22 protein-coding genes and 1 pseudogene are annotated in these 22,940 nt (G+C 66.3%); 15 read left to right on the top strand and 8 right to left on the bottom strand.

What is annotated here, in order from left to right; translation table 11 throughout:
• Nucleotides 1-77: 77 nt before the first annotated feature.
• A complete protein-coding gene (locus HY68_RS12950) occupies nt 78-2,294 on the top strand; it encodes an MMPL family transporter (protein ID WP_041988301.1) in 2,217 nt (738 codons plus the stop codon).
• 215 nt (nt 2,295-2,509) lie between these two features.
• Here the strand turns inward: HY68_RS12950 and HY68_RS12945 are convergent, their stop codons facing one another.
• The 3 genes from HY68_RS12945 to HY68_RS12935 form a co-directional block, all read right to left on the bottom strand.
• Nucleotides 2,510-3,700, bottom strand: coding sequence for a glutathionylspermidine synthase family protein (locus HY68_RS12945; protein WP_041988299.1), 1,191 nt, complete (start codon nt 3,698-3,700; stop codon nt 2,510-2,512).
• 11 nt (nt 3,701-3,711) lie between these two features.
• Nucleotides 3,712-3,996 (bottom strand): hypothetical protein, encoded by a 285-nt coding sequence (locus HY68_RS12940; RefSeq protein WP_041988297.1) that lies wholly within the window; start codon nt 3,994-3,996, stop codon nt 3,712-3,714.
• Between the two features lie 214 nt (nt 3,997-4,210).
• Entirely contained in the window at nt 4,211-4,942 is a 732-nt protein-coding gene (locus HY68_RS12935; RefSeq protein WP_041988294.1) for an SDR family NAD(P)-dependent oxidoreductase, read from the bottom strand.
• Nucleotides 4,943-5,053: 111 nt separating this feature from the next.
• Here HY68_RS12935 and HY68_RS12930 point away from each other — a divergent pair, with 111 nt between their 5' ends.
• Nucleotides 5,054-6,112, top strand: a complete 1,059-nt coding sequence (locus tag HY68_RS12930) for an Lrp/AsnC family transcriptional regulator (protein ID WP_041988291.1) — start codon at nt 5,054-5,056, stop codon at nt 6,110-6,112.
• Here the strand turns inward: HY68_RS12930 and HY68_RS12925 are convergent.
• Nucleotides 6,100-6,747 (bottom strand): DUF4232 domain-containing protein, encoded by a 648-nt coding sequence (locus HY68_RS12925; protein ID WP_041988288.1) that lies wholly within the window; start codon nt 6,745-6,747, stop codon nt 6,100-6,102. The genes HY68_RS12930 and HY68_RS12925 overlap by 13 nt on opposite strands.
• A gap of 342 nt (nt 6,748-7,089) precedes the next feature.
• Between HY68_RS12925 and HY68_RS12920 the strand changes: the two genes are divergently transcribed.
• From HY68_RS12920 to HY68_RS12910, 3 genes are read left to right on the top strand one after another with little or no spacing between them, the layout of a single operon-like run.
• Nucleotides 7,090-7,551, top strand: a complete 462-nt coding sequence (locus tag HY68_RS12920) for a pyridoxamine 5'-phosphate oxidase family protein (RefSeq protein WP_041995912.1) — start codon at nt 7,090-7,092, stop codon at nt 7,549-7,551.
• A 59-nt stretch (nt 7,552-7,610) separates the two neighbouring features.
• Nucleotides 7,611-8,288, top strand: a complete 678-nt coding sequence (locus HY68_RS12915) for a hypothetical protein (RefSeq protein ID WP_041988285.1) — start codon at nt 7,611-7,613, stop codon at nt 8,286-8,288.
• A 46-nt stretch (nt 8,289-8,334) separates the two neighbouring features.
• Nucleotides 8,335-9,153 carry an APH(3'') family aminoglycoside O-phosphotransferase gene (locus HY68_RS12910; protein ID WP_041988282.1) on the top strand — a complete coding sequence of 273 codons (819 nt, stop codon included), beginning with the start codon at nt 8,335-8,337 and terminating at the stop codon, nt 9,151-9,153.
• A 19-nt stretch (nt 9,154-9,172) separates the two neighbouring features.
• On the opposite strand, the gene HY68_RS12905 is transcribed toward HY68_RS12910, so the two are convergent.
• Together HY68_RS12905 and HY68_RS12900 are read right to left on the bottom strand one after the other, a co-directional pair.
• A complete protein-coding gene (locus HY68_RS12905; protein WP_041988280.1) occupies nt 9,173-10,033 on the bottom strand; it encodes a class I SAM-dependent methyltransferase in 861 nt (286 codons plus the stop codon).
• 106 nt (nt 10,034-10,139) lie between these two features.
• Nucleotides 10,140-11,165, bottom strand: coding sequence for an aldo/keto reductase (locus HY68_RS12900; protein WP_041988277.1), 1,026 nt, complete (start codon nt 11,163-11,165; stop codon nt 10,140-10,142).
• Nucleotides 11,166-11,265: 100 nt separating this feature from the next.
• On the opposite strand from HY68_RS12900, the gene HY68_RS12895 reads away from it, so the two are divergent.
• The 5 genes from HY68_RS12895 (at nt 11,266) to HY68_RS12890 (ending at nt 17,371) form a co-directional block, all read left to right on the top strand.
• On the top strand, nt 11,266-11,895 hold the full coding sequence (locus tag HY68_RS12895; protein ID WP_041988274.1) for a TetR/AcrR family transcriptional regulator: 630 nt from the start codon (nt 11,266-11,268) through the stop codon (nt 11,893-11,895).
• Between the two features lie 969 nt (nt 11,896-12,864).
• The gene (locus HY68_RS40670; RefSeq protein ID WP_241778558.1) at nt 12,865-13,350 is read left to right on the top strand and encodes a hypothetical protein; all 486 of its coding nucleotides are present in this window, start codon (nt 12,865-12,867) and stop codon (nt 13,348-13,350) included.
• Nucleotides 13,351-13,444: 94 nt separating this feature from the next.
• A complete protein-coding gene (locus HY68_RS40665; RefSeq protein ID WP_078863924.1) occupies nt 13,445-16,180 on the top strand; it encodes an ATP-binding protein in 2,736 nt (911 codons plus the stop codon).
• Between the two features lie 154 nt (nt 16,181-16,334).
• Nucleotides 16,335-16,781 carry a GntR family transcriptional regulator gene (locus HY68_RS40660; protein WP_078863580.1) on the top strand — a complete coding sequence of 149 codons (447 nt, stop codon included), beginning with the start codon at nt 16,335-16,337 and terminating at the stop codon, nt 16,779-16,781.
• Nucleotides 16,782-16,798: 17 nt separating this feature from the next.
• A complete protein-coding gene (locus HY68_RS12890; protein WP_041988271.1) occupies nt 16,799-17,371 on the top strand; it encodes an HD domain-containing protein in 573 nt (190 codons plus the stop codon).
• On the opposite strand, the gene HY68_RS12885 is transcribed toward HY68_RS12890, so the two are convergent.
• On the bottom strand, nt 17,359-17,832 hold the full coding sequence (locus HY68_RS12885) for an NUDIX domain-containing protein (RefSeq protein ID WP_041988268.1): 474 nt from the start codon (nt 17,830-17,832) through the stop codon (nt 17,359-17,361). The two genes, HY68_RS12890 and HY68_RS12885, sit on opposite strands and share 13 nt — an antisense overlap.
• Nucleotide 17,833: 1 nt before the next feature.
• Nucleotides 17,834-18,592 (bottom strand): helix-turn-helix transcriptional regulator, encoded by a 759-nt coding sequence (locus HY68_RS12880; RefSeq protein ID WP_041988265.1) that lies wholly within the window; start codon nt 18,590-18,592, stop codon nt 17,834-17,836.
• Between the two features lie 746 nt (nt 18,593-19,338).
• Between HY68_RS12880 and HY68_RS42780 the strand changes: the two genes are divergently transcribed.
• From HY68_RS42780 to HY68_RS12860, 5 genes and pseudogenes are all read left to right on the top strand, one after another.
• Complete coding sequence (locus tag HY68_RS42780) at nt 19,339-19,512, top strand: hypothetical protein (RefSeq protein ID WP_157874338.1); 174 nt, start codon at nt 19,339-19,341, stop codon at nt 19,510-19,512.
• A gap of 329 nt (nt 19,513-19,841) precedes the next feature.
• Complete coding sequence (locus HY68_RS12875) at nt 19,842-20,615, top strand: DUF4097 family beta strand repeat-containing protein (protein WP_041988262.1); 774 nt, start codon at nt 19,842-19,844, stop codon at nt 20,613-20,615.
• Nucleotides 20,616-20,699: 84 nt separating this feature from the next.
• Nucleotides 20,700-20,996: a hypothetical protein gene (locus tag HY68_RS12870; protein WP_041988259.1), complete on the top strand. Its 297-nt coding sequence runs from the start codon at nt 20,700-20,702 to the stop codon at nt 20,994-20,996.
• Nucleotides 20,993-21,961, top strand: coding sequence for a DUF2637 domain-containing protein (locus HY68_RS12865; RefSeq protein ID WP_041988257.1), 969 nt, complete (start codon nt 20,993-20,995; stop codon nt 21,959-21,961). Before HY68_RS12870 ends, HY68_RS12865 begins: the two co-directional genes overlap by 4 nt.
• Nucleotides 21,961-22,347: pseudogene (locus HY68_RS12860) on the top strand (RRQRL motif-containing zinc-binding protein). Before HY68_RS12865 ends, HY68_RS12860 begins: the two are co-directional and overlap by 1 nt.
• Nucleotides 22,348-22,940 lie beyond the last annotated feature (593 nt).

Below are 22,940 nucleotides of genomic sequence, written 5' to 3'. Positions count from 1 at the left end.
GAGCGCGACAACTCCGGCTGTTTCGCGCCCCTTTCAGCGCTCGGAAACCCCCGTACGAAAACCAAAGGAGAAGGCGCGTGTTTGAACGCATAGCCGAACTGGCGATCCGCAGATCCCGGCTGGTACTCGTCGTCGCCGTCGTGGCTGTGGCTCTCATGGGCGCCTTGGGCTTCGGTGCGTTCGGCAAGTTGCTGGGCGGCGGTTACGACGACCCGGCCTCCCAGTCCGCCCGCGCCGGCAAGGTCATCGAGGAGAAGTTCGGCGGGGAGACGAACCTGATCCTGCTGGTCCGCACCTCCGAAGGACGCGTCGACGCCCCGGCGGCCCGGCAGGGCGGCGAGTCCCTGGTGGCCGAGCTCAAGAAGGAGAAGGACCTGGAGAACGTCGTCTCCTACTGGGAGACGGCCAGCCCCGACCTGCGCTCCAAGGACGGCCGCGAGGCCATGGTGCTCGCCCATGTGACGGGCAACGACACCGAGCGGGACGAGCACACCAAGAGCCTCGTCGAGGCGTACGCAGGACCGTACAAGGGCGGCCTCACCGTCCTGGCCGGCGGCGGCGCCGCCGTGACCAGCGAGATGGGCACGCAGTCGGCCGACGACCTGGCCCTCGCCGAGACCATCGCCGTCCCGATCACCCTCGTCCTGCTGCTCCTTGTCTTCGGCAGCCTGGTCGCGGCCTTGCTGCCGCTGGTGATCGGTGTCGTCGCCATCGCGGGCACGTTCGCCGAGCTGTACATCCTCGGCAGTGTCACCGACGTCTCCGTCTTCGCGATCAACCTGACCACCGCCCTCGGGCTCGGACTGGGCATCGACTACGCCCTGTTGCTGGTCAGCCGCTTCCGGGAACAGCTCGCGACAGGGGCGAGCGTGGACGACGCCGTCCGCCGGACGGTGAGCACCGCCGGCCGTACGATCGCGTTCTCCGCTGCGACCGTCGCGGCGGCGCTCGCCGCGCTCCTGGTCTTCCCGCAGTACTTCCTGCGCTCGTTCGGCTACGCCGGCATCGGTGTCGTCGTCATCGCCGCCATCAGCACACTGTTCATCATGCCCGCGCTGCTCGTCGTCCTGGGCCACCGCGTCAACAGCGGCCGGCTGCCGTGGGTCAAGCCTGAACGCACCACCTCCCGTACGCCGTTCTGGGGCCGGCTGGCCGGCACCGTCATGCGGCGCCCCGCGCTGACCGCGCTTCCCGTACTCGCCGTCCTGCTCGTCGCCGCAGGTCCGCTCCTCGGCATCACCTTCGGCACACCGGACGAGCGGGTGCTGCGCTCGGACGCCGAGAGCCGCCAGGTGTCGTCCGTACTGCAGGAGAAGTTCAACGGCAACGACGACGCCGCCCTCCACGTCGTCATCGACAAGCCCGTGGGCAAGGCGCCACTTGAGTCGTACGCGGCCGAACTGGCCGGTCTCAAGGGCGTCGTACGCGTCGAGACCAGCGCCGGAACCTACGGCGACGGCGCCGGCGACTCCGGCGGCGGCAACCCGGCGCTGGGCCGCGCTGACGCCCAACAGCTCAATGTCGTCAGCACCGTGACACCGAAGTCGGACGAGGCGCAGACCCTGGTCGGTACGGTGCGGGCGGTACCCGCACCCGCAGGGACACACTCCCTGGTGGGCGGGGCCGACGCCGAACTGGTCGACTCCAAGCACTCCATCGGCAGCCGCCTCCCGCTCGCCATCACCCTGGTCGCGCTGACCACCTTCCTCCTGCTCTTCCTGTTCACCGGCAGCATCACGCAGCCCCTGCGCGCGCTGCTCCTCAACATGATCAGCCTGGGCGCGACCCTCGGTGTGATGACCTGGATCTTCCAGGACGGCCACCTCTCCTCCCTGCTCGGCTTCACGGCGCAGCCCATGGACGTGTCGATGACCGTGCTGATGTTCTGCATCGCCTTCGGCCTCTCGATGGACTACGAGGTGTTCGTCACCAGCCGCATCAAGGAACTCCACGAGCAGGGCGAGGACAACGAGTCCTCCGTGACCAACGGCCTCGGTCACACCGGCCGTATCGTCACAGCGGCGGCCTGCCTGCTGGCGGTGAGCTTCTTCGCCTTCGGCACGGCCAAGCTCAGCTTCATGCAGATGTTCGGCCTGGGCAGCGGCCTGGCCGTCCTCATCGACGCGGTGGCCGTACGCGGCATCCTCGTACCGGCGGCGATGCGCCTGCTGGGCCGTGCGGCCTGGTACGCCCCGGGCCCGCTGCGCACGTTCCACAACCGCTTCGGCCTCAGCGAATCGGCTCCTGAGACCGCCCCGGCGACAACCCCGGAGCTGGTGACCGAAACGCGGTGACGGACGCGCGGTGACCGACGCGCGGTGACCGACACCGCACCACAGGCCGGACCGCCCGCCTCCCTCCCCCGGGGGCGGGCGGTTCGTCGTGTCCGCGAATAATGACGTGCCGCGCGGCTATGGGCGCGGCGGATTCGGCACACTGGGCGTACGGCCCTGCCGGTGGTGGTGTTGAGCGCACCACCACCCCGGTCGGCGGACGCCCCCGGCAGGGGTCACGTGATGATGTGCGGCAGGAAACGCGCGTACTCGTCGGTGATCAGCCCTGCGGACTCACGGATACCGAGGCCCGCCGACTCGTCGCCCACCACCCACGCGCCCAGCACCACGCGGTTCCCGTCGAAGTCGGGCAGCGGGGCCAACTCCTGGTAGCAGCAGGGCTCGTCGGTCCGTACGACGGGAGCGGCCCCCGCCTCGTGCACACTGACACCGGCGCCCTCGCGGCCGAGCAGCGGCTTCGCGACGTAACCGCCGGTGGTGGCCAGCTCGCGCGGCCCGTCCAGATAGGCCGGGAGCAGATTCGGGTGGCCGGGGTTGCGTTCCCAAAGGATCGCCAGCAGCGCCTTGTTGGAGAGCAGCATCTTCCACGCGGGCTCTATCCAGCAGGTGGTACCCGTGCCGCCGCCGTTGTCGAGGGTGTCCATGACGTGTTCACCGAAGCGGTCGGTCACCAGCCATTCCCACGGGTAGAGCTTGAAACAGGCGCGTATGAAGCCCAGTTGCTCGTCCACGAAACGCCCCGACAGCTCGTCCCAGCCGATCGCCTCGACGGAGAGCGCGGTCGTCGCTATGCCCGCCTGCTCGGCGGTCTCGCGCAGGTACGCGACCGTCATCAGGTCCTCGCCCAGCTCGTCGGCCTCGGAATGGGCGAAGTGCAACGGCCCCGGCGGCAGCAGATGCGCCTGCTTCCGCCAGCCGTCCACGAGCCGTTCGTGCAGCGAGTTCCACTGGTCCGCGCGGGGGAACCGCTCCTCCATCCAGAACCACTGCGCGCTCGCCGCCTCGACCAGCGACGTCGGTGTGTCGGCGTTGTACTCCAGCAGCTTGGCCGGCGTGCCGTCCGTACCGTCGTACCGCAGGTCGAACCGCCCGTACAGGGACGGCTGTTCGGCCCGCCGCCGCCACGAGTCGGCGACGAGCTCGGCAACCCGCCGGTCGGTGATGCCCAGCGAGGCGAAGCGGTCCTCGGCCACGATGAACGCGGCCGCGTCGAGGCACAGTTCGTGCAGTTCCTCGACCACTTCTTCCAGCGCCTCCACCTCGGGCAACGAGAAGGAGTAGTACGCGCTCTCGTCCCAGTAAGGGCGAAGCGTGTCGTCGGGATAGCGGGTCAGGGGATAGACAACACCCTGCTCCTCGACGATCCGCTGCCAGTCCGGGCGCGGTGTGATGGTGTGGCGTCGCATCGGCCGGCGACTCAGCCGCCGTGCGAATCGCCATGGCCGCCGAAGCCGCCCCGGCTGACCGCCGACTTGTCGAAACTGCCGCCGGTCAGCTTCCCGCCACGGACCTTGCCGCCGTAGTAGTAGCGCCCGGTCCCGCCGTCATGACACTGCTTGTCGTCGATCTTCTTGTACGTCGACGGGTCAACGCAGCGCTTGTCCGGGTCGGAGGAACATGACACGAGCGTCGCCGCCAGCAGCCCTATGCTCCCCAGGACCACCGTCCCCGACCGGAAACTGCCTTGCCGTACCGCACCCATCCGAACCACTCCTCCCCCGCCGGGCGCCCCTCGGCAACGGGCCGCCCCTAGGCAAAGCCAGACTAAGCACCTCGCTGATCCCCCGAATGCCCGGGTCTCCCCAGCGTATGGCTCCGCCCACCACCCCAGTTGCGGAGCCCCAGCCTCCGCCGACACCGGTACCGACACCGGTACCGACGCCGGTACCGACGCCGGCACATGCCGTCCCCGGTGCTCACCAGGGCACCATCTCGCCGTTGCGGTCCAGATACGCCAGGCCGGGCGTGCCCAGCCTGGACAGCAGGATGTCCACCAGGAGCGGGACGGACTCCTCCATCGTGAACGGTGCGTCAGGGCCGCCCAGTTCGGTGCGGATCCAGCCTGGTGCCAGCAGGACGAAGGCACGGCGCGTATCGGCCTGGCGGGCCGCGAAGCTGCGCATGAACATGTTCAAGGCCGCTTTGCTTCCCCGGTAGACCTCGCGGCCCCCGGTGGTGTTGTTGGTGATGCTGCCCTGCCCGGACGTCATCGCCCCGATGAGTCCTGCGGGGGCCACGAAGTCTTCGAGCGCTTCGACGACGCGCATCGGGCTGAGCGCGTTGGTGACCATCACCTCGACGAAGTCGGCTACCGGGACCGCGCCGATCGGCGTCCGCTCGTTGTTCGTGATGCCCGCGTTGACGAAGAGCACGTCGAGGCGGCGGTCGGCGAGACGCTCGTGCAGGGGCGGCAGGTGGTCGGGCTCGTTGATGTCGAGACGCTCGATGGTGACGCGCCCGTCGGCCGCGTCCGCGAGGTCGTGCAGGGGTGTGCGGGCGGTGGTGTCGCGGACCGTGCCGATGACGTGCCAGCCCCGGTCGAGGAATTCCGCCGCCATCGCGTGGCCGAGGCCGCGCGAGGCCCCGACGATGAGGGCGGTCGGCGGCCGCCGGTCCGTGGGAGTCGATTCTGTGGCAGTCGATGACATCCGGCGTCATCTCCGTTCGTTACGTCTCGTTACGTCGTGGGTGCCTGCCAAGTCTGTCCGCCGCGCCGCCGCAGCGGCGGGACGGCGGGGCCGATCTGTAGGATTTCCCCCATGACAGATGCATCAGTGTCTGATTCCTTCGTTCCACAGCCCGATGATGTGCGAATCATTCGCGCACTACAGATCGCTCCCCGGGCTTCCTTCACTGCGATGGCGTCCGCGCTCGGCCTCACCGAGAGCGCCGTCAACCGCCGCTACCGGCGGCTGTGCGCCGAGGGCGTCATCCGTGTGGCCGGGGTGGTCAATCCGGGGGCGCTGGGACAGAGCCGGTGGCTGGTACGGCTCCGCTGCCGCCCCGGCAGTGTCACGGCCATCGCCGACGCACTCGCCCAGCGCGACGACGTCAACTGGGTGGCGGTGAGCGCGGCGGGCTGCGAGATCACCTGCGCGACGCAGTCACGCACCCGGGAACAGCGCGAAGACCTGCTCGGCCAACGGCTTCCGCGCACCGCCGCCGTGCTCGACATCAACGCCTTCGCCATGCTGCGGCAGTTCATGGGAGGCCGGGGCCACTACTGGGCCGCCCTGCGCGGCGCGCTGTCCGCGGAGGAGGAGACCCTGCTCGGGAGCGACGGTTCCCCGTTCACGGAAGCTCCGGTCGTCGCGCGCGACCCCGTACACCTCACCGCCGACGACGAGAAGATTCTTTACGCCCTCGCCGCGGACGGCCGGGCCGGCCTCACCGACCTCGCCGCCGCTGCGGACTCCACTCCGGGCCGGGTGTCCCGCCGTCTGCACGCTCTGCTCCTGAGCCGCGTCGTCCAGATCGACGTCGAGATCGCCGCGGCGGCTCTCGGCTATCACACCCGGGCCAACCTGTGGCTGCGCGTGCATCCTTCGGCGGTGAAGACCTTCGGACGCGCCCTGGCGCAGGAGCCCGAGATCGCCTTCGTCGCGGCCGTCTCAGGCCCGTACAACCTCCACGCCGTCGCACACTGCCGTGACCTGGACGAGCTGTTCGAGTTCACCTCGGACCGCATCGGGTCCATGCCCGGTCTGCAGACCATGGAGGTCTCCCCGGTCCTGCGGCACATCAAGCAGGCGGGCACACTGCTGTCGGACGGCCGCTTGACGGAGCGCTCCCGCAGGAGCAGGAGTCAGCCGCCCTGACCGGCGCTGCCGACCGGGCCGATCCGCACCGGAGAACCGGCGCCTTCGGTGACGGGCAGGGCGGCCTCGCCCGGCCAGTCGAGGGTGACGGACTTCGTCTCGTCGGGCGGGGTGACGACCAGGCCCGTGATGCGGATGCCGGAGCCGCCCGACTTGTTGAACGGGTAGCTGATCGGGAAGGCCGTCGACTTTCCGTCCTTGAGAACGGCCGATGTGGTCTCCTGGCCGGTGCGCTTGGCGGAGAGCGACCCCGCGTTGGTCTTCAGGTCGACGCCCGCGTACCCGGAAATCACACAGTCCCGGCCGCTGCCGTTCTTCAACTCCACCGCGACGGTGGCGTCGGTGTCACCGTCGATGGTGTTGTCCGTCGCCGTGATCTCCAGATCGTCGGTGCGGCACTTGCCGACCTTGCTGCTCGCGTTGGAGCCGCTCGCCCCCGAGTCGTTCCCCGCAGCATCGCTCCCGCCGCCCTGATCCGAACTGTCCGAGCCCGAACCGCTGTCTGCGGAAGGCGTGTTGGAGGCGGCCGACGACGGGGCACTCTGTCCCGCGCTGTCGTCGTCACTCTGACAGGCCGTCAGTGAGAGACCCGCGACGACGGCCAGGGCTGCGAAGGTCAGTTTGTGAACGCGCATCGTTTCTACCTCGATGTCAGTTGGCAGTACGTGGACCGTTCCGTACGTTGCTGACCATCAAGACCCAGCGCGCCCGGTGATCCGTTCCGCACAACCACCGCCTAAGACACGCCTGTTACGCGCACAGCCAGGCACAACACACCCCGCCACCCGCCCACAACCGCGCGAGCGCCCGCCACCGACGGGTAGGAACACCCGTTCCCAGCACCGTTCCGCGCGGCCCCACGAACACCGCCCGCTGGGACAGACCCGTGACGCGGCGGCCCTTGAGGCTGGTCGGTCGCCGGGAGTAGGACCGGCGCCTCATGCGCGCCACGGAATCGCTGATGAGGGTCGGTGTTCATGCAGACCACGGGAACCGCTCGTCGTGATGTGCCGGAGCGCAGGCGCGACACTCTTGAACGCCTCGCCGCAGAGAGGGACATGTGGGTGTCGACGGCCCATCCGGAGCACGGCCCGCATCAAGTGCCGCTGTGGTTCTGCTGGGACGGCCAGGCCGTCTGGATGTGCACCGCCGAGACCTCAGCGACCGCGCGCAACGTACGCACGGAGCCCCGTGTGCGGCTGGCGCTGCCGGACACCTTCGACGTGGTGCTCCTGCAAGGGACGGCGGAGTGCTTCCCTGACCGGGACGTGCCGGCGGACGCCGCGGACGCGTTCGCCGAGAAGTTCGGATGGGACCCACGCGCGGAAGAGGGCCCCTTTCTGTACATACGCGTGACGCCGAAGACCGTGCTCGCCTGGCGCGGCGAGCCGGAACTGCGCGGCAGGGTCCTCATGCGCGAGGGCACGTGGCTGGACTGATCACATGGCAGACCGGCGACGCCAGGCCGGTGTCAGTGGCGTCCGCTTGGATGGGCCGTATGACTGTTTACGACGTCGCCGAGGCGCTGCCCGACATCCGGTCCCTGCGGGACCTGTGCCGGGCGATGGCCATGGCGGAGGCGGTCCTCGATCCGGCCCGCGAGCGGTACTACTCGTTCAACTCCCGCTGGTCGGAGACCGAAGCGCTCGCCTCGATGCGAAACGGATCGGGCGACGAGTTCGACATCGTCTTCTCGTCCGCCGGCGCCTTCATACGCGGCTTCGACCACGAGTCCCCGTTGAGCCCGTACCAGCACGACGCCGCGCCGGCGCCGTGGCCGGGTGTGGTCGACTCGGTCCCGGACGTGTTCCGGAAGTACGTCCGCGAACCCGCCTTCACGGATGAGGACGGCACCCCCGTCGTGACGGTGTGCGTGTGGCGACAGCCGGCGGACGAGCGCTGGCGGGCGGGCCGGATCGACTTCCCTGGCGGCCATCCGGACCCCGACGGCTCGGAATGGCTGTTCGGGCTGCTCGTCGACCCCACTCCCGAGGCGTTCCAGTCGTTTGCCAAGGACTACTACGAGACCCCCGTCGACCTCGAAGCCGTCCGTCACCTCTACGACTTGCGCCCCCTGACCCGATCCGTGATCGCCGACCTCAACCCGGCCGTCTCCCTGCACGACGTGACCGGGGCAGCCGAGACCATCGGCTATCCCGTGTCTCCCTCGGCCTGACGCCTGCGCGGCTGCCGCTCCCAGCGCCCCGGTTAGGTTGGGGTCCGTGATCGATTCGACGTCCGTATTCCAAGCCTTGCTGCACGTCGGCCGCGACGGCGGCGGGTGGCAGCCCGTCACGGACGGCGAGTCCGGGGCCCGGGTCTTCCGTTCTCCTGACGGATCGCGCTACGCCAAGTGCGTCGCCGCCGAGCACGTGGCCTCGTTGGAGGCGGAGCGGAACCGCGTCGCCTGGCTCGGCACGCAGGGGGTGCCGTGTCCACGCGTACTCGACTGGCGTGTCAACGCCAACGGCGCTGCCCTGTTGACCAGCACCGTCGCGGGAGTCCCCGCCGATCGTGTGCCGGCTTCGCTGCTCCGGGCGGCCTGGCGGCCGATCGCCGGCGCGGTGCGTCAGTTGCACGATCTTCCGCCGGAGGAGTGCCCCTTCACTCGCGACCTCACGCAGATGTTCGCCGCCGCCCGCGATGTCGTCGCGCGCGGCGCGGTCAACCCGGATTTCCTCCCGCAGGATCAGCGGCAGACACCTCCGGACGAGCTGCTTGCGCGTCTTGAGCCGCAAGTTGACGGCCGCCTCGCCCAGGAAGCCGCGGAAACCGTCGTCTGCCACGGGGATCTGTGCCTGCCCAACATCATCCTCGACCCGGAGAGCATGACCGTGGCCGGCTTCATCGACCTCGGCCGCCTGGGACGGGCCGACCCCTACGCCGACATCGCGCTTCTCCTCGCCACCGCAGGCGAGACGTGGACCGACGGGCAACAGTCGACCGCGGCGGACGAGACGTTCGCCCACCGCTACGACATCGTCCTCGACCGCGACCGCGCGGACTTCTACCTGCACCTCGATCCCCTCACCTGGGGATAGGCCGTGAATCGGGGCCCTCTCAGTGCGCCGCGCGCACCGCCGAGACCAGGCCTCCGGGGCCCTCGTTCTGCCGTGACGGGGTGAGCACCGGACGCCCGTAGGCCTCGGCGCGCTCACGCAAGGTGAAGGTCTCCGCCTCCCAGCCGAGACTGTCCAGCCAGCCGACCGGGTCCTCCGGCATCTCCGAGAGCCACATCGACGCCGCCGATCCCGGACCGGCGTCCCCACGGAAACGTTCGACCACACCGCGCGAGCCCAGTGTCAGGCCCATCCTGCTGCCTGCCGCGGACAGCGCGCCGATCCGTTCGAGCAGCAACTGCACCGCGTCCTCGGGCAGGTAGATCAGCAGTCCCTCGGCGATCCACACGGTCGGCCGCGCCGAATCGTGCCCGGCGGCGGTCAGGGCGCCGGGCCAGTCCTCGCGCAGGTCGACCGGGACGGTGATCCGCTCGCAGCGCGGCACGGCCCGCTCCTGACCCAGCACCGAGGCCTTGAAACCCAGCGGTTCGGCCGTGTCCACCTCGAACAGCCTGGTCCCCGCAGGCCAGTCCATCCGGAAGGCCCGGCTGTCCATCCCTGCGCCGAGCAGCACGACCTGCCGGACCCCGGACGCGACCGCCCGCTCCAGCAGGTCGTCCAGGAACTTCGTCCGGATGACGATCGAGACGGCCACCCCGAGCCAGCGCCGCCGCGACGCCTCGTCCGCGCGCGGCGGCAACGGCGCCCCGGGCTCCAGCCCGCCGGCCGTGGCAAAGGCCGCCGCCAGCGGATCCCGGAACAGCGGCTGCTCCCGCGCCGTCTCCAACGCCCTCACCCTGGCCACGCCCACGGCGGTGGCCCACACCCCGGACGGCTCGCCCCGTCCCCCCGCGTCAGTCATGCGCCCAGCCTAGGCCGCCGGGTAGCCACGCCCCCGGGCGGCACAAAACCCCAGGGCACCGCAGGCAAGTCCGGGGGTTTCAGAGCCTCCTGTCCCGGTCACGGCACTAGGCGGCGGGGCGTTCTTCGAGGGGGCGGCGGCGCAGGCCGGCCTGCTGGAGCGCTTGCGGCTTGTAGGCCATGTCGAGCTGGCTCACGTCGGTGCCGGGAGCGACGATGGCGTCGATCTCGTCCAGCAGGGCGTCGTCCAGCGTGGTGTCGGCACCGGCGAGCAGGTCGTCCAGGTGCTCCATGGTGCGCGGGCCGATGATGGCCGAGGTGACCCCGGGGTGGGAGACAGCGAACGCCATCGCCAGGTGGGTGAGCTTGATGCCGGAGCGTTCGGCGAGCGGGACGAGCTGCTCGACCACGTCGAGGCGGCGCTCGTCGCTGTAGTGCTTGAAGAGTCCGCCGCGGTGGGTATCGGCCTGCTGCCCCTTGCGGTAGCGGCCGGTGAGCATGCCCTGGGCGAGCGGGCTCCAGACGAGGGTCCCGATGCCGTACTTCTGCGCGACGGGCAGGATCTCGCGTTCGATACCGCGGTCGAGGATGGAGTACGCGGGCTGTTCGGTGCGCAGGCGTTGCAGTCCGCGGGACTCGGCGATCCACTGGGCTTCGACGATGGTGGAGGCCGGGAAGGCCGACGAGCCGACGGCGCGGACCTTGCCGCTGCGCACCAGGTCGGTGAGGGCCGACAGGGTCTCCTCAAGGTCGACCGTGGGGTCGAGGCGGTGCAGTTGGTAGAGGTCGATGTGGTCGGTGCCCAGGCGCCGCAGCGAGTCTTCGACGGCCGTCATGATCCAACGCCGGGAGCCGCCGCGCATGTTGGGGTCCTCGCCCATGGCGCCGTTGAGTTTCGTGGCGAGCACGACGTCGTCGCGGCGGCCCTTGAGTGCCTTGCCGACGATCTCCTCCGACTCGCCGCGCGAGTACACGTCGGCGGTGTCGACGAAGTTGATACCGGAGTCGAGGGCCTTGTGGATGATGCGGATCGAGTCGTCGTGGTCGGGATTGCCGATGGCACCGAACATCATGGCCCCCAGACAGTAGGGGCTGACCTGGATGCCGGTGCGGCCCAGCGTGCGGTACTTCATGGCTGTCCTCCGGTACTGCTGCTGTTACGATCGGTAAAACGGAACGTCTTACCACTTAGACGATACGGAACACCTTCTCAGTTAGCAATCGGAGGGACACATGAGCACGCCCCGCCCCGAGCCGGCCCGCCGGGTGCGCGCAGACGCGCAGCGCAGCGTCGACGCACTGGTCGAGGCGGCTCGTGAGGTGTTCATCGAAGCGGGCGTGGATGCCCCCGTGCGCCAGATCGCAGGCCGTGCGGGAGTCGGTCTCGCCACGTTCTACCGGCACTTCCCCGAACGCTCGGACCTGGTCTCCGCCGTCTTCCGGCATGAGGTGGACGCCTGCGCCGACGAGGCGGCCGTCCTGGCCGCGACCCAGGAGCCCTTCGAGGCCCTGGCCCGCTGGCTGCGCCGCTTCACCGGGTTCGTCGGCACCAAACGCGGGCTGTCCGCGGCCCTGCACTCGGGCAACCCCGCCTTCGAGCCGCTGCCCGCCTACTTCCAACAGAGATTCGAGCCCGCACTGCGCCAACTCCTCGAAGCGGCAGCAGCCGCCGGGGAGATCCGCGCCGACATCGCCCCGCTGGACCTGCTGTACGCCGTCTCCCGGATCTGCACGGGAGGCGTGGACCGCACCGCCGACGAGCGAATGGTCGCCCTGCTCGTCGACGGACTCCGCTACGGCGCGCGGCGGGACAACTTCGGAGTCCGCCAGGAAACAGGAAAAACCCCAGGTCACGGCGAGTGAGTCCTGGGGTTTTCAGAGCCTCCTGTCGGATTCGAACCGACGACCTACGCATTACAAGTTGTCCGATCTTGTTCCACTGGGGTCCACGGAGGTCTATGGCGCGGCTCGCAACGGTGGCCGGTGAACTTTCGGACGTCAGCGGACTACCGCGTACAGCAGCGCGCCAAGCGACAATCGAGACCGCAACTGAGACCAGCCCCGAGACTGGCTTCTTCCCGTAGAAGCGATGTGGGCCGCTCGCCTTGCACCCTTGCCACGCCGTCCGCCCGCCGCATGCCCGCGGGCATGCGGCGGGCGGACGGCGTGGGGCGGCATTCGGCAGGGTGAAGCACCCTGATTGCATTGGTCATACGTTGACCTCGACGTCGTTTACCTGCGCATGTGTTGGCAGCTCCAACGCCTCACATAGCGCCACGGCTGCAAGGACTCGCACGCATGGGTCGAATCGTCAGCGGCTGAGGCACGAGCGAAGGGCTACCCCAAGCTGCCTCCCCCTCCGCGTATGCGGACCACGAGGAGCCGGCTGGGCCAGCTCCTGGAACCGGTCCCAGCGCCGGACGAAGCGACTGACTCCTGGAACACAACGCCGGCAGCAAATACCAGCGCGGCCAATGAAGAAAGCTGTACTGCGCGCCGCCTCTGTGAGGCGAAGTTCAAATGACACACCTGCTTCGGTGCCTCCCCGTGCGCTCCACGAGCAGGCACCGAAGCACGGCAAGAACGCCTTCAAGACCGATCGGTTTTGCAGCCAAACGCGCCTTGACCTGCGCATTGGGAGCCCTCGGCCCATGATCCTGGGGCCTGCGAGCTGGCCCGCACACCAGTCCTTCTAGTACCGGCAGGGCCTCAAGGAACCGTACTGACTATCCACGGGTGCATGACGAGAGCTTCCATAATGGGGTTCTCGCAAAAGGACCTGTCCGAACGACTCGTCGCTCTATGCTGCCGGAGAGCACAGGAGGTGGGGGCATGACTGCATCGGAGCCGAACACACCGGAGACGGGTGCACTTCGCGATCAGTTCGCATTGGAGCGATACCGGTACATACTGCAACAGATCCAAGCGGTCAACGAGAATGCACACCGATTCCTGGCCATTTATCAAACGCTTGCTACGACGTTGGTCGGGGCAGCTTTGACACTCTTCGTCGGTTACCGAAAGTGGCAAGTGGAACCAGACGCCGCGCGATCCGGAGTGATCGGATTGCTGGTTCTGACCACAATGGTTGCAGCATTCACAGCGACTCAGATAGCGGTAGGTGCGGTCGCCTGGCTTGACTACCGGAACGAAGAGTGCGACATAACAGATGAAATGGTGGGGGAGAATTTCCGTAAGCGACCGCGCCCTGGTAATCTACTGCGCTGGTATGAGACCTACGTCCTCCTATTCATCATATTCTCCGTGATACTGATGTGGGCGCTTTGTGGATTTCTCATCCTACCCGGAATAAAATAATTTCGCGCGATGACCACGCGCCGGTTCACACATCACGCTGCTACCCAGGGCAAGTGGAGAACGGGCCAACAACTAGTGGATCTGGAGACACTTGATGGACTACGAGGAGACACGATTTTGGAGACTCTTAAGCGAACAGACTGGGGTACAGGCTCAGAACGAGGCGCACCGACTTGCAGAGCAATTCAAAAGTAGCCGCGAACGGGCTGCATTGATCGCCGCAGAGATTAATCGAGACTCTGCCGATCTAACACAGCACGACATTTCCCACATCGACGCACTCTGGGAGTATGCTGAGCTAGTTTGCGGCCCAGAGTACGAGCTAAACCCTGCCGAGATTTATGTCCTGGGAATCGCCTTCCTTACGCACGATCTAGCGAATGGAATGGCAGCCATTCCTGGGGGAATGGAAGAGGTGCGAAAAGACGCAAGATGGCTAGACATTTTGACGTCGGAGTACCGGGCGCAGAACGGCGCCTATCCTTCACCCAAGAAACTCATCAAACCGGATCCTGGAATTGAATCCCGAGCGGTCTCCCGTTATCTACGGGAGACGCATGCTGACTACGCAGCGACTATCCCCTTGACGCCATACAAAGACGCAGCCACTGGCGATTCATTTTACCTGCTGGAGGATGCCGAGTTGCGTAACCAATATGGACACCTTGCCGGCCGCATCGCAGCGAGCCATTGGTGGCCATCAAAAGAGTTGCGTCAGGAATTCGGCGTGAGAATTGGTGCGCGTGCAAGCATGCCGAGCTCGTGGGAAGTAGACCCTCTCGCGCTTGCCTGCATTCTCCGATGCGCAGATGCTAGCCATTTGGATTCCCGTAGGGCACCCGCCTTCTTGCGCGCAGTGCGGAACCCGGGTACTGGATCCATGCCGCACTGGGTTTTCCAAGATAAACTTCAGAAGCCGCGGATCCATGATGATCGGCTATCTTACACTAGTGTAAGCCCATTCAGGCGGACCGAATCCGAAGCTTGGTGGGTCTGCCACGATGCGCTTTCAACCCTACATCATGAACTCACCGCAGCCGATAACATTCTATCGGACTCAGGGAGACACCGGCTTTCCGCGCGAGGCGTCTTAGGCATTAGCGATTTGGAGGAACTTTCTCGAAATATTAGAACCCTTGACTGGCACCCAATCGATGCCACGATCAAGGCAACTGATGTAATCACGCTTGTCCGCCGACTGGGAGGCGCAGAACTATACGGAAACGATTCATCGATTCCCATTCGTGAATTGATCAGTAATGCTACTGACGCCGTGCGGGCCAAGAAATCTCTTCTAGCTGCATCCGGGGTCCGCCCCTGGGAAATCACAGGGGATGTTACCGTGTCCCTGAATGATGATACAGACGGGACTTGGCTCCATATCCAAGACACAGGTCTCGGAATGTCGAAGGACGTCCTGACGAACGCGCTTTTGAACTTCGGTACGTCTTATTGGGACTCACCCAAATCGCGGCGAGATCTCCCGGGCCTCCTTTCATCAGGGTTTCGCCCTACGGGCCAGTACGGCATCGGTTTCTTTTCGGTCTTCATGATTGGGCGCTCAGTTCAAGTAATTTCTCGACATTACGATGCTGCCGCGAGCGAGACAATGGTACTAGAGTTCGCCAACGGCCTGACTGGGCGTCCAATGCTAAGAACTGCCGACTCTCACGAGCAGCTAGTGATCGGTGGTACCGAAGTCAGAGTGCTGCTAAACACGGAGCTAGCCAGCATTCTGACCATCGGAACTGGTAGAAAAGGTCGGAGCCGACCGGTAACTCTGGCACAGTATTTCGCCTGGCTCTGCCCTGCGTTGGATGTAAATCTCTATGTGGTGAACAAAAAGGGAGAACGCGTTCTCGCTGTAGGAGCCGATGACTGGAAACGTCTCGAACGAGACACGCTTATTGATCGGCTGTATGCAGACCATCAACCAAGCGTGCGCGATAGGCTCAAAGAGGGGATCGATGGCAACCTGGAACCGATTTATTCACCTCAGGGAGAAATGGTGGGCCGGATGGCCATCTCGCCCACCATTAACGGTGTTGACCTCTACGACTATCCCGACTCGGATGATGTCAGAGGAAGGGACTGGATCTCCTTCGATGCTCCGCTTGTAGTTGGAGGTGTACGCGCCAAAACAAGCATGCAAAATTGCGCGGGTCTAGTCGCTGGAACAACACTTCGAGCAGCGCGCGATATGGCGATACCGACTATCTCCGCACAAGACTTTTCCACTTGGTCCACCGGTCAGGCAAAACTGTGGAAGCCGACATGGGAAAACTCTATGGGAAAGTTGAACTCAATTCTGGCGTCGCTTTATTCCGAGCCAGAAAACATGCCGGTAGGCGAAACGCAAAACGGTAATGTGACATATGAGCAACTGGTAGAACACTGCAAAAATCTACCTCGCATTGTCCTATTGCAGGATGCGGCCTGGTCTATTTACTGTAACAGGCGTAAGGGGCAGCACGAACTTCGAGAAGACGTCATTCTTATGAATCCAGGATACCCAGCGGTCTTGAGCGGGAGCCGCGGCGCATATGACGGCCGGGATGTTTTTCTGTACGATTGGGCCAGACACTTTAGTCCTGATGCGAATTTCGTAGCACCAAACTCGATGGGAGGTATCGTCGTTCGGGCTGTAGCTCAGGCGTGGGACATCGATGCATCAAAACTTTATCCATCCTATGCACTTCGAAAAGACGGCGAAGAGCGGGTTGAGATCGTTGGGGTAAGTGAAGAGGAAGGCACTGCAAAGAACGTGCGCCTTGAGGTTGTGGCAGTCCTGACACGAGAAAATCCAAATGGCAACGGCCAAGTAAAGTGATTTTCGGTTTGGGGCACAATCTGGTCGTTGCGGATGCAGTCAAACCAGGTTGATAAACCCCGGGCGGAGACTACGCCCCTGGATGGGGACTGGTCCCTCGCCTGGACCATGGGACGCTGGAGGCCGACGGTAGGGGCCGGGAGAAGGAGAACGTGTGTCGAAAGAGGCAAGTCCCCGGGGGACCTTCTTGCAGATCGCTGAGGCAGTGAAGGCCCAGATCGAGAGTGATTCGAGCAAGAAGGAACTGCCGTCGTTGGCAGACATCACGCGCGAGTACGGCGTCTCCCGTGGCGTGGCGCTGAGGGCGTTCTACGTGCTGCGTGACGAGGGCGTAGCTGAATCCGTGCCCGGTGGTCGCTGGCGAGTGATCCGGAACCGCACCGAGGAAGATCGCCGGCCGCTGACCGAACGGATCGCAGGGCTGATCGGACATGAAGGCTTGGACGTCGGGGCAGCGTTTCCGAGTGCCTCCGCGCTGAGTGCTCGGTTCGGTGTATCGCGCCCGACAGTCAGCAAGGCGCTTGACAAGTTGGAAGCTGCCGGACTGCTGTCAGCGGGTGGGCAGGGCAAGGTACGAACTGTACGAGCCCTGCCAAACTGAGAGGAGCGTTCCCCACCTTGAGCACTACTGGACTGGCCGCGTGGGCCTACCCTGTTGCGGAATCCCTACTGGCTGAACCTCTGCCGCGGCGTTGGGCACATTGTCAGGGAGTGGCCGAGCGCGCCCGGTCGCTCGCTCCGATTCTCGGAGCTGACGCGGACCTCATGGAGGCCGCTGCCGTCGTGCATGACGTGGGTTACTCGCCCGACCTGGTCAAGACTGGCTTTCACCCGCTGGACGGCGCCCGGTACCTGCGCGATGTGGCTGACGCTGACGATCGGCTCGTACGGCTGGTAGCTCACCACTCCTGTGCGTGGATGGAGGCGGAAGCGCGTGGCATGCGCGAGGAGTTGGAAGACGAATTCCCGCGTGAGCCTGCGCATCTTGCTGACGCGCTCTGCTACTGCGACATGAACACGACGCCGGACGGTACGCCGACGAACCCCGTGGACCGAGTGAACGAGATCGCCGGGAGGTACGGGCCGGAGAGCCTGATCGGGAAGTTCATCCGCCGTGCGGAGCCTGAAATCCTGGCCAGCACGGTACGCGTCCTCGAACGTCTCGCAGCCGTCAAGCTTCAGCCGATGTAGGGAGACGTCCGCCCCCGGTCCATCGCATGCTCGATCCGGAGCCGCATGGTGGGGTGGACGTCGTACGTCGCCAGGTCCGCCGGGTCCACCCAGCGGACCTGGGTTGTCTCGTCACTCGTGCGCAGCTCGCCGCCGACCGGACGTGCGCGAAAGCAGATGCTGAACTGCTGCCGGGCTTCGCCGTCGTCGTAGAGCATCACGTGACCAGGGTCGGTATAGATGCCCGACATCCCGTCGACCTCGGCCTTGATTCCGGTCTCTTCCAACGTCTCACGCACAACTGTGTCACTGATGGACTCCCCGACATCGTGACCGCCGCCGGGCAGTGCCCACCTGCCGTTGTCTGAGCGTTGGATCATCAACACCTGCCCTGCGTCGTTCTGCACGAAGGCCACAACGGACGGTACGACCGAGTTGGCCGGCGGGGCGTCGGGATCGTGAAGGTAGTCGATGCGTCCCATGTCAAGCTCCTGTGATGTCGTGTTCCGTCACCTGGCGACCGCCTGTCCAGGTCTGATCGATGCTGTTCGCGTACGTGTCGAAGAGGCCGCCGCCCGGGAGCCGCCGGAGGTGTAATACCGGCGCCAAGTAGGCACCTATGCCGTAGACATGCGTGTTGACCAGCATTTCGTCGTCGGCGCGGAAGAGCGAGTTGTAGAGCGTTGCGTCGTGGAGACGGAAGTTGATCTCTGGGTGTGACGAGAAGAGCGGGCGGTAGTTCACCAGGGCGTTGCGAATCTTCCCGTCCATGATGCGGTGCCCTTCGTCTATGCCGCGCTGCCGGACGGCGGGGCAATCAGGATCACCCAGCATGATGCGGACCTGCGCCCCGGCTTCCGACTTCATCCGGAGGAGTGCAAGGAACTGCGGGTCCTCGGACAGCCAAAGCCCGGCGTAGACGAGTAGGTCGACGTGGTGCGTGGCGCGTTCGTACATCTCGCGCCACAGCCCAGCGGGCACCATGTGGCGGTGTGGGTAGACCGTGAGGATCTCCGCCCGGCTCAGGTCTGCGGAGGTATCGACCGCGCGGGAGTCCTCCCACAGTGTTGTGACGTCGACGTTGAGCATGGACGCCGTTGCGTACTGATGGCGCCGATACGGCACCTTCCCCTGAGTGATCCAGCGTTCGACCGTCTTGGGGTTTACCTCGATCGACTCCGCGAGTTGCTGCACGGTCAGGCCCTGAGCCAAGAGCGCTGAGCGTAAGCGTTCGTTGGGCATCTCCACCCCCGGTGGGACGTCTTGGGATGTCTTGAACGTAGCCAGATTCACCCAAGGTGTCCATGGGCGAGGTAACCAAGGCCCGTGACCTGGAGTGATTCTGATGGTGCGCCAAGAAGTGCGGCGCGAAAGCAGGAAGTTCCGCCGGTCCGCTTGACGGAACCATGATGCAGGACCTGTAATACAGGTACCGCATCGCTTCGTAGTCCTCGGACTGTGGAGGGATCGCCCGGAGGGTCCCGGCAACGGGAGTGAGCCCGAAGGAAGCGGTCGTTCTTTGAGAATTGAACAGTGAGTCGTGGCAGGTGAGAGACCTGCTCCCGTGACGACCGGGTGATGTTCGTTGGCGGCATGTACGGCACGTCGGCTCTGGAGAACACCCCTTGGGTGCCACCCGGTGTGCGCCGCTCTGCTCACGCGTCAGGCAGAGAGATGACGCGCCCGATTGACGGGCCCGGGACTGGCACGGCGTGGCAACGGCCGGCCAGTGAAGCCCTTTCACCAGCATTCACAGTCCTCGGCATCCGCGCTTCGGCGTCGGATGTCGGGCGGCTGTGGCTGCTCGTGTCGAGTGGTCAACACCAGTGCAGACCCCGGGCGGCAACCCGGGGCCTGCGTACAGGCACCTGTGTTGGAGGACCTGTGTTCAGCAGTTTGGCAGAAGAGCAGGAAGCGGAGTTGCGGCGTCAGGTCGCTGAGACGAACAAGCGCAGTGAGGATGCGGCGCGGATTCGGGGTGGTCGCTGATGGCTGCTCCGCAGGATGTTGCGGCGTATCTCCAGTCGCAGGGCGACAGTTGGGCCGCTTCGCTCGCCTCGCAGGATCCGGCTCCGGCCGGCAGTGATCTGGCCTGGCAACAGGACATGATCCAGAACGCTTATGGGGATGCCGCTCGCCTCACTGACCAGCCCGAGAGGTGACGGGCATGGCCAAGAAGAGCGAGCACGTACAGGAGCCCGGCCCGTTGGCTGCTCAGGCGGCAACGGCTCTCGCCCGTGCGGTTGCCGATCGGCGCCCGCAGGACGCTCCGCACCCGCCGCCGGCGGGCACAGCGGAGCGCCGCCGGTTCGTGCAGAACCGGCGGTGGTGACGGACTTTCCGAGACCGGAACCCGTCTGACCTGGTACGACCCGCCCCGGATGTGGCGTGAGGCTGCCGGATCGAATCCGGCCCGGGGCGCTTCCCCTGCCGTTTGGGCGACCGCCGGTCGCCCGTTCGTTGTGCACCCAACCCTTTGAGGAGTTCCGTAATGACGGAGCGCGTTTTCGTTTCCCGCTCGGCCGGTCCGGTCGTGCTGGGCTTATCGCTGCCGGTCGGCAGTGTCCGTGTGCAGGTGGACCCTGACCTGCCCGTGGCCCGCGTGGTGCTGTCCACCGACGACGCCAGCGGCCCCGCCGCCGAGGCCGTCGGCCGGGCCCGCAGCCGGCAGGACGGGCAAGCGTTCGGCATCGAGGTCCCCGAGATGCCCGACAACGTGATGGTGCAGGGCACCCGGGGCAACGTGGTCTTCCAGAGCATGGGCCGTGTGCACGGGACGGTGACCGGCATGACCATCGTCAACGGCCGGATCATCTCCGGCGGCGGCCAGGACATGCCGAGTGTGAGCCCGATCATCGCCACCGTTCACCTGCCGGCCGGATCGTCCCTCGCGGTGGTGTCCACCTCCGCCGATGCCGAAGTCTTCGGGTTCGTGAACCGGATCGAGTTCCGCTCGGTCTCGGGAGACCTGGACGCGGACATCGTCTGCGCCCTGGACGCTTCAACCACCTCCGGCGACATCAACGCCGGACGGGTGACCGAGCAGATCACCGCCCGCTCCGTCTCCGGCGACATCGACGTCGCCCTCTACAACGGCCGGTCGGCGGACCTGACCACCACCTCAGGTGATGTCAGGGTCCAGGCCACCACCAAGGCGTCCGGCAGGGTGAGCGCCCGCAGCGTCTCCGGCGACATCCGTATCAGCGGCGGCGGACACCTGAACGTGAGCGCCCGCAGCGTCTCCGGCCGCACCCGCACCCACTGACCTTTTCCCACCCCACGGCCAGCGGCCCGGTGCTGTAACACCGGGCCGCTGTAGGGCCGTCTGCCCGCTAGGAGAGCACGACCCATGCAGAACATTGTCGCTGGTCATGTGGCCGCTTCGGCCCACGAATTCGTAGAACTGGCGCTCGGTACCCCGCCGGAGCTGTGGCTGGGTGTCGAGGGTGAGAGCGAGATGGAGCGGGCCGCCCGTATGGACGCGGCCCGCGACATCCTCGCCGACCACCCCGACCTGCCGGACCGGGTGAGCCAGGTCGCCGCGCAGGCGATCGAGGCGTTCGCCCCGGAGTTGTTCAACGTCGTCCCGCTCGCACCCCGGGCTACGACCCGGCGTCGGAGCTCCCGGAAGGGAGCGGCAGCATGACGACCACACCCGACACCCCCGGCGTACCTCCGCTGTCCAAGCCGGAACTGTGGCTGTTGGGCGCCGTCGCGGTCCTCGCGGCCGGCGTCGGTGGCCTGGGATTGGCAGCGTCGTTCGAGGCGGTGTCGTCGGCGGGTGCCCGCTGGGGATTCGCGTTCCCGTGGATGCTCCCCGTCGGCATCGACACCGCGATCCCCGTGTTCACCGCCGCGTTTCTGCTGCTGATCCGGACGGATATGCCGTTGGGCTGGGTGCGGTTCGTGCCATGGGCGCTGACGGGGGTGACGTGCTGGCTGAACATCGCGGCCGGGCACTCGCTGTCCGCGAAGCTCGCGCACGGCACCATGCCGCTGCTGTGGGTGGTGCTGTCCGAGGTGGCCGCGCACGTCTACGCCTCCCGCATCGGCGCTGTGACCGGCCGGCGGATGGAGAAGATCCGCCGCTCCCGCTGGTTGCTCGCCCCGGTGTCGACGTTCGCTCTGTGGCGGCGGATGACGCTGTGGGAGATCACCTCCTACTCCGAAGCCCTCGGACGCGAGCGCGAGCGGCAGTTGGCTCGCGCCGACCTGCGCGAGCAGCACGGCCGCCGCTGGCGTTCGCAGACCCCGCGCCGGGAGCGAGTGTTGCTCAAGCTCGGGGAGCTGTCCCCGGCAGGCGACGAAGCCGCGGTAACCCCGAAGCCGCCCACGCAGCCGGAGCCGGAGCCGTCGCAGGGCGGGGCGCCGAAGCCGCCGCGTAAGCGGACCACGAAGCCGAAGCCGTCGAAGTCGGTGCGTACGCCGGCCGAACTACTCACACAGGCCCGGCAAGCCACGACCGAGTGGGCAGACGCGGCGATCAACGCCGAAGCGATCCGGACTGAACTCCACTGCTCGGCCGCCAACTCCCGTGTCTTGCGGGACCTGTTGCTCAGCGAGAGGAACCAGGACGGCGAGAGTGACGAGCCCCGGGCGGAGGCTGCCTGATGTCTCCGACGTTCGGCCTGTGCTACGACCCAACCGGCAGCGTCCACGGCATACCAACCTTCCCGTGGCGCTTCGCCCCGGACGGCTACGCCACCCGCCGCCAACTCCGGGCACGCGGCCTGCGCCCCGGCGGGCAGCCGGTCGCCGCATAGGTGATGCGATCCTCCCGCCGCCGTAAGGCGGGTGTGTCCGTCGCCTACCTGTACCGCGTCGACCGGGCCAAGAAGGTCCGCCCGATGACGCCGGGCAAGTGGGCGGCTCACGCGGCGGCGATGCTCGCCCGCCGCACCTGCCCCAAGTGCCGCACCGACGCCGGATACGTCATCCCGACCTCGCTCGGCATGTGCGTCCCCTGCGCCTACCCCGAGGCACAGCAAGCCGCGTGAGAGTCCCTTCGGTGGTCAACTGACGCTACATGAGCGGCAGTTGACATGCCTTCCGGGCTATCGCGGCGCCGACGTACTCACTGTCTTGTCGCATGGGATGCAGGCCGCGTTCGCTACGGCCGCGCCCACGCCGAGCAGAACCACCGACAGTGCGAATCCACCCAGAAAGACCCTCATGCGTATCACCCAGTCACTTCCGATCCAAGATCACTCGTTCTTGATCGCGGACAGTACTGGACTGATCACCACTCCACCAAATTGACGAACCATCAGATATTTCGCGCCTGCGGGGCGACGGCGCCTGGGTGCCGGACCGGCTCCCTCCAATGGTGCAGTGACCAGCATGGATTCCATCCGAACGACATCACCGTTCTCGGTAGGTGACCGAACGGTCGGTGGTTCCACTTAGGTAGACCTTTCCCGCTCGCGACGGAGCCGGCCGCTTCGCCAACGTCGCCCGCGACATCACCCCCGCCTGACCCCGACAGTTCAGCCCCGGCATTGCTGCCGCGAGGGCGCCCGTTCGAAGCGGGCCCGGGGCATGCACCGTTCAAGCGGGGTCCGGACGTCTGCCGGCAAGCGCCGTCCGGACC

The organism is Streptomyces sp. AcH 505, from assembly GCF_000818175.1.
Classification (GTDB): domain Bacteria; phylum Actinomycetota; class Actinomycetes; order Streptomycetales; family Streptomycetaceae; genus Streptomyces.
Note: the sequence above shows the minus strand (reverse complement) of the source record. Positions and strands in the feature narration are given on the sequence as shown.

Excerpts from the sequence above, each read along its gene's own strand:
- HY68_RS12945 (WP_041988299.1), bottom strand. The coding sequence starts at position 3,700 with ATGCGACGCCACACCATCACACCGCGCCCGGACTGGCAGCGGATCGTC.
- HY68_RS12940 (WP_041988297.1), bottom strand. The coding sequence starts at position 3,996 with ATGGGTGCGGTACGGCAAGGCAGTTTCCGGTCGGGGACGGTGGTCCTG.
- HY68_RS12935 (WP_041988294.1), bottom strand. The coding sequence starts at position 4,942 with ATGTCATCGACTGCCACAGAATCGACTCCCACGGACCGGCGGCCGCCG.
- HY68_RS12930 (WP_041988291.1), top strand. The coding sequence starts at position 5,054 with ATGACAGATGCATCAGTGTCTGATTCCTTCGTTCCACAGCCCGATGAT.
- HY68_RS12925 (WP_041988288.1), bottom strand. The coding sequence starts at position 6,747 with ATGCGCGTTCACAAACTGACCTTCGCAGCCCTGGCCGTCGTCGCGGGT.
- HY68_RS12920 (WP_041995912.1), top strand. The coding sequence starts at position 7,090 with ATGCAGACCACGGGAACCGCTCGTCGTGATGTGCCGGAGCGCAGGCGC.
- HY68_RS12915 (WP_041988285.1), top strand. The coding sequence starts at position 7,611 with ATGACTGTTTACGACGTCGCCGAGGCGCTGCCCGACATCCGGTCCCTG.
- HY68_RS12905 (WP_041988280.1), bottom strand. The coding sequence starts at position 10,033 with ATGACTGACGCGGGGGGACGGGGCGAGCCGTCCGGGGTGTGGGCCACC.
- HY68_RS12900 (WP_041988277.1), bottom strand. The coding sequence starts at position 11,165 with ATGAAGTACCGCACGCTGGGCCGCACCGGCATCCAGGTCAGCCCCTAC.
- HY68_RS12895 (WP_041988274.1), top strand. The coding sequence starts at position 11,266 with ATGAGCACGCCCCGCCCCGAGCCGGCCCGCCGGGTGCGCGCAGACGCG.
- HY68_RS40670 (WP_241778558.1), top strand. The coding sequence starts at position 12,865 with ATGACTGCATCGGAGCCGAACACACCGGAGACGGGTGCACTTCGCGAT.
- HY68_RS40665 (WP_078863924.1), top strand. The coding sequence starts at position 13,445 with ATGGACTACGAGGAGACACGATTTTGGAGACTCTTAAGCGAACAGACT.
- HY68_RS12885 (WP_041988268.1), bottom strand. The coding sequence starts at position 17,832 with ATGGGACGCATCGACTACCTTCACGATCCCGACGCCCCGCCGGCCAAC.
- HY68_RS12880 (WP_041988265.1), bottom strand. The coding sequence starts at position 18,592 with ATGCCCAACGAACGCTTACGCTCAGCGCTCTTGGCTCAGGGCCTGACC.
- HY68_RS42780 (WP_157874338.1), top strand. The coding sequence starts at position 19,339 with ATGGCTGCTCCGCAGGATGTTGCGGCGTATCTCCAGTCGCAGGGCGAC.
- HY68_RS12875 (WP_041988262.1), top strand. The coding sequence starts at position 19,842 with ATGACGGAGCGCGTTTTCGTTTCCCGCTCGGCCGGTCCGGTCGTGCTG.
- HY68_RS12870 (WP_041988259.1), top strand. The coding sequence starts at position 20,700 with ATGCAGAACATTGTCGCTGGTCATGTGGCCGCTTCGGCCCACGAATTC.
- HY68_RS12865 (WP_041988257.1), top strand. The coding sequence starts at position 20,993 with ATGACGACCACACCCGACACCCCCGGCGTACCTCCGCTGTCCAAGCCG.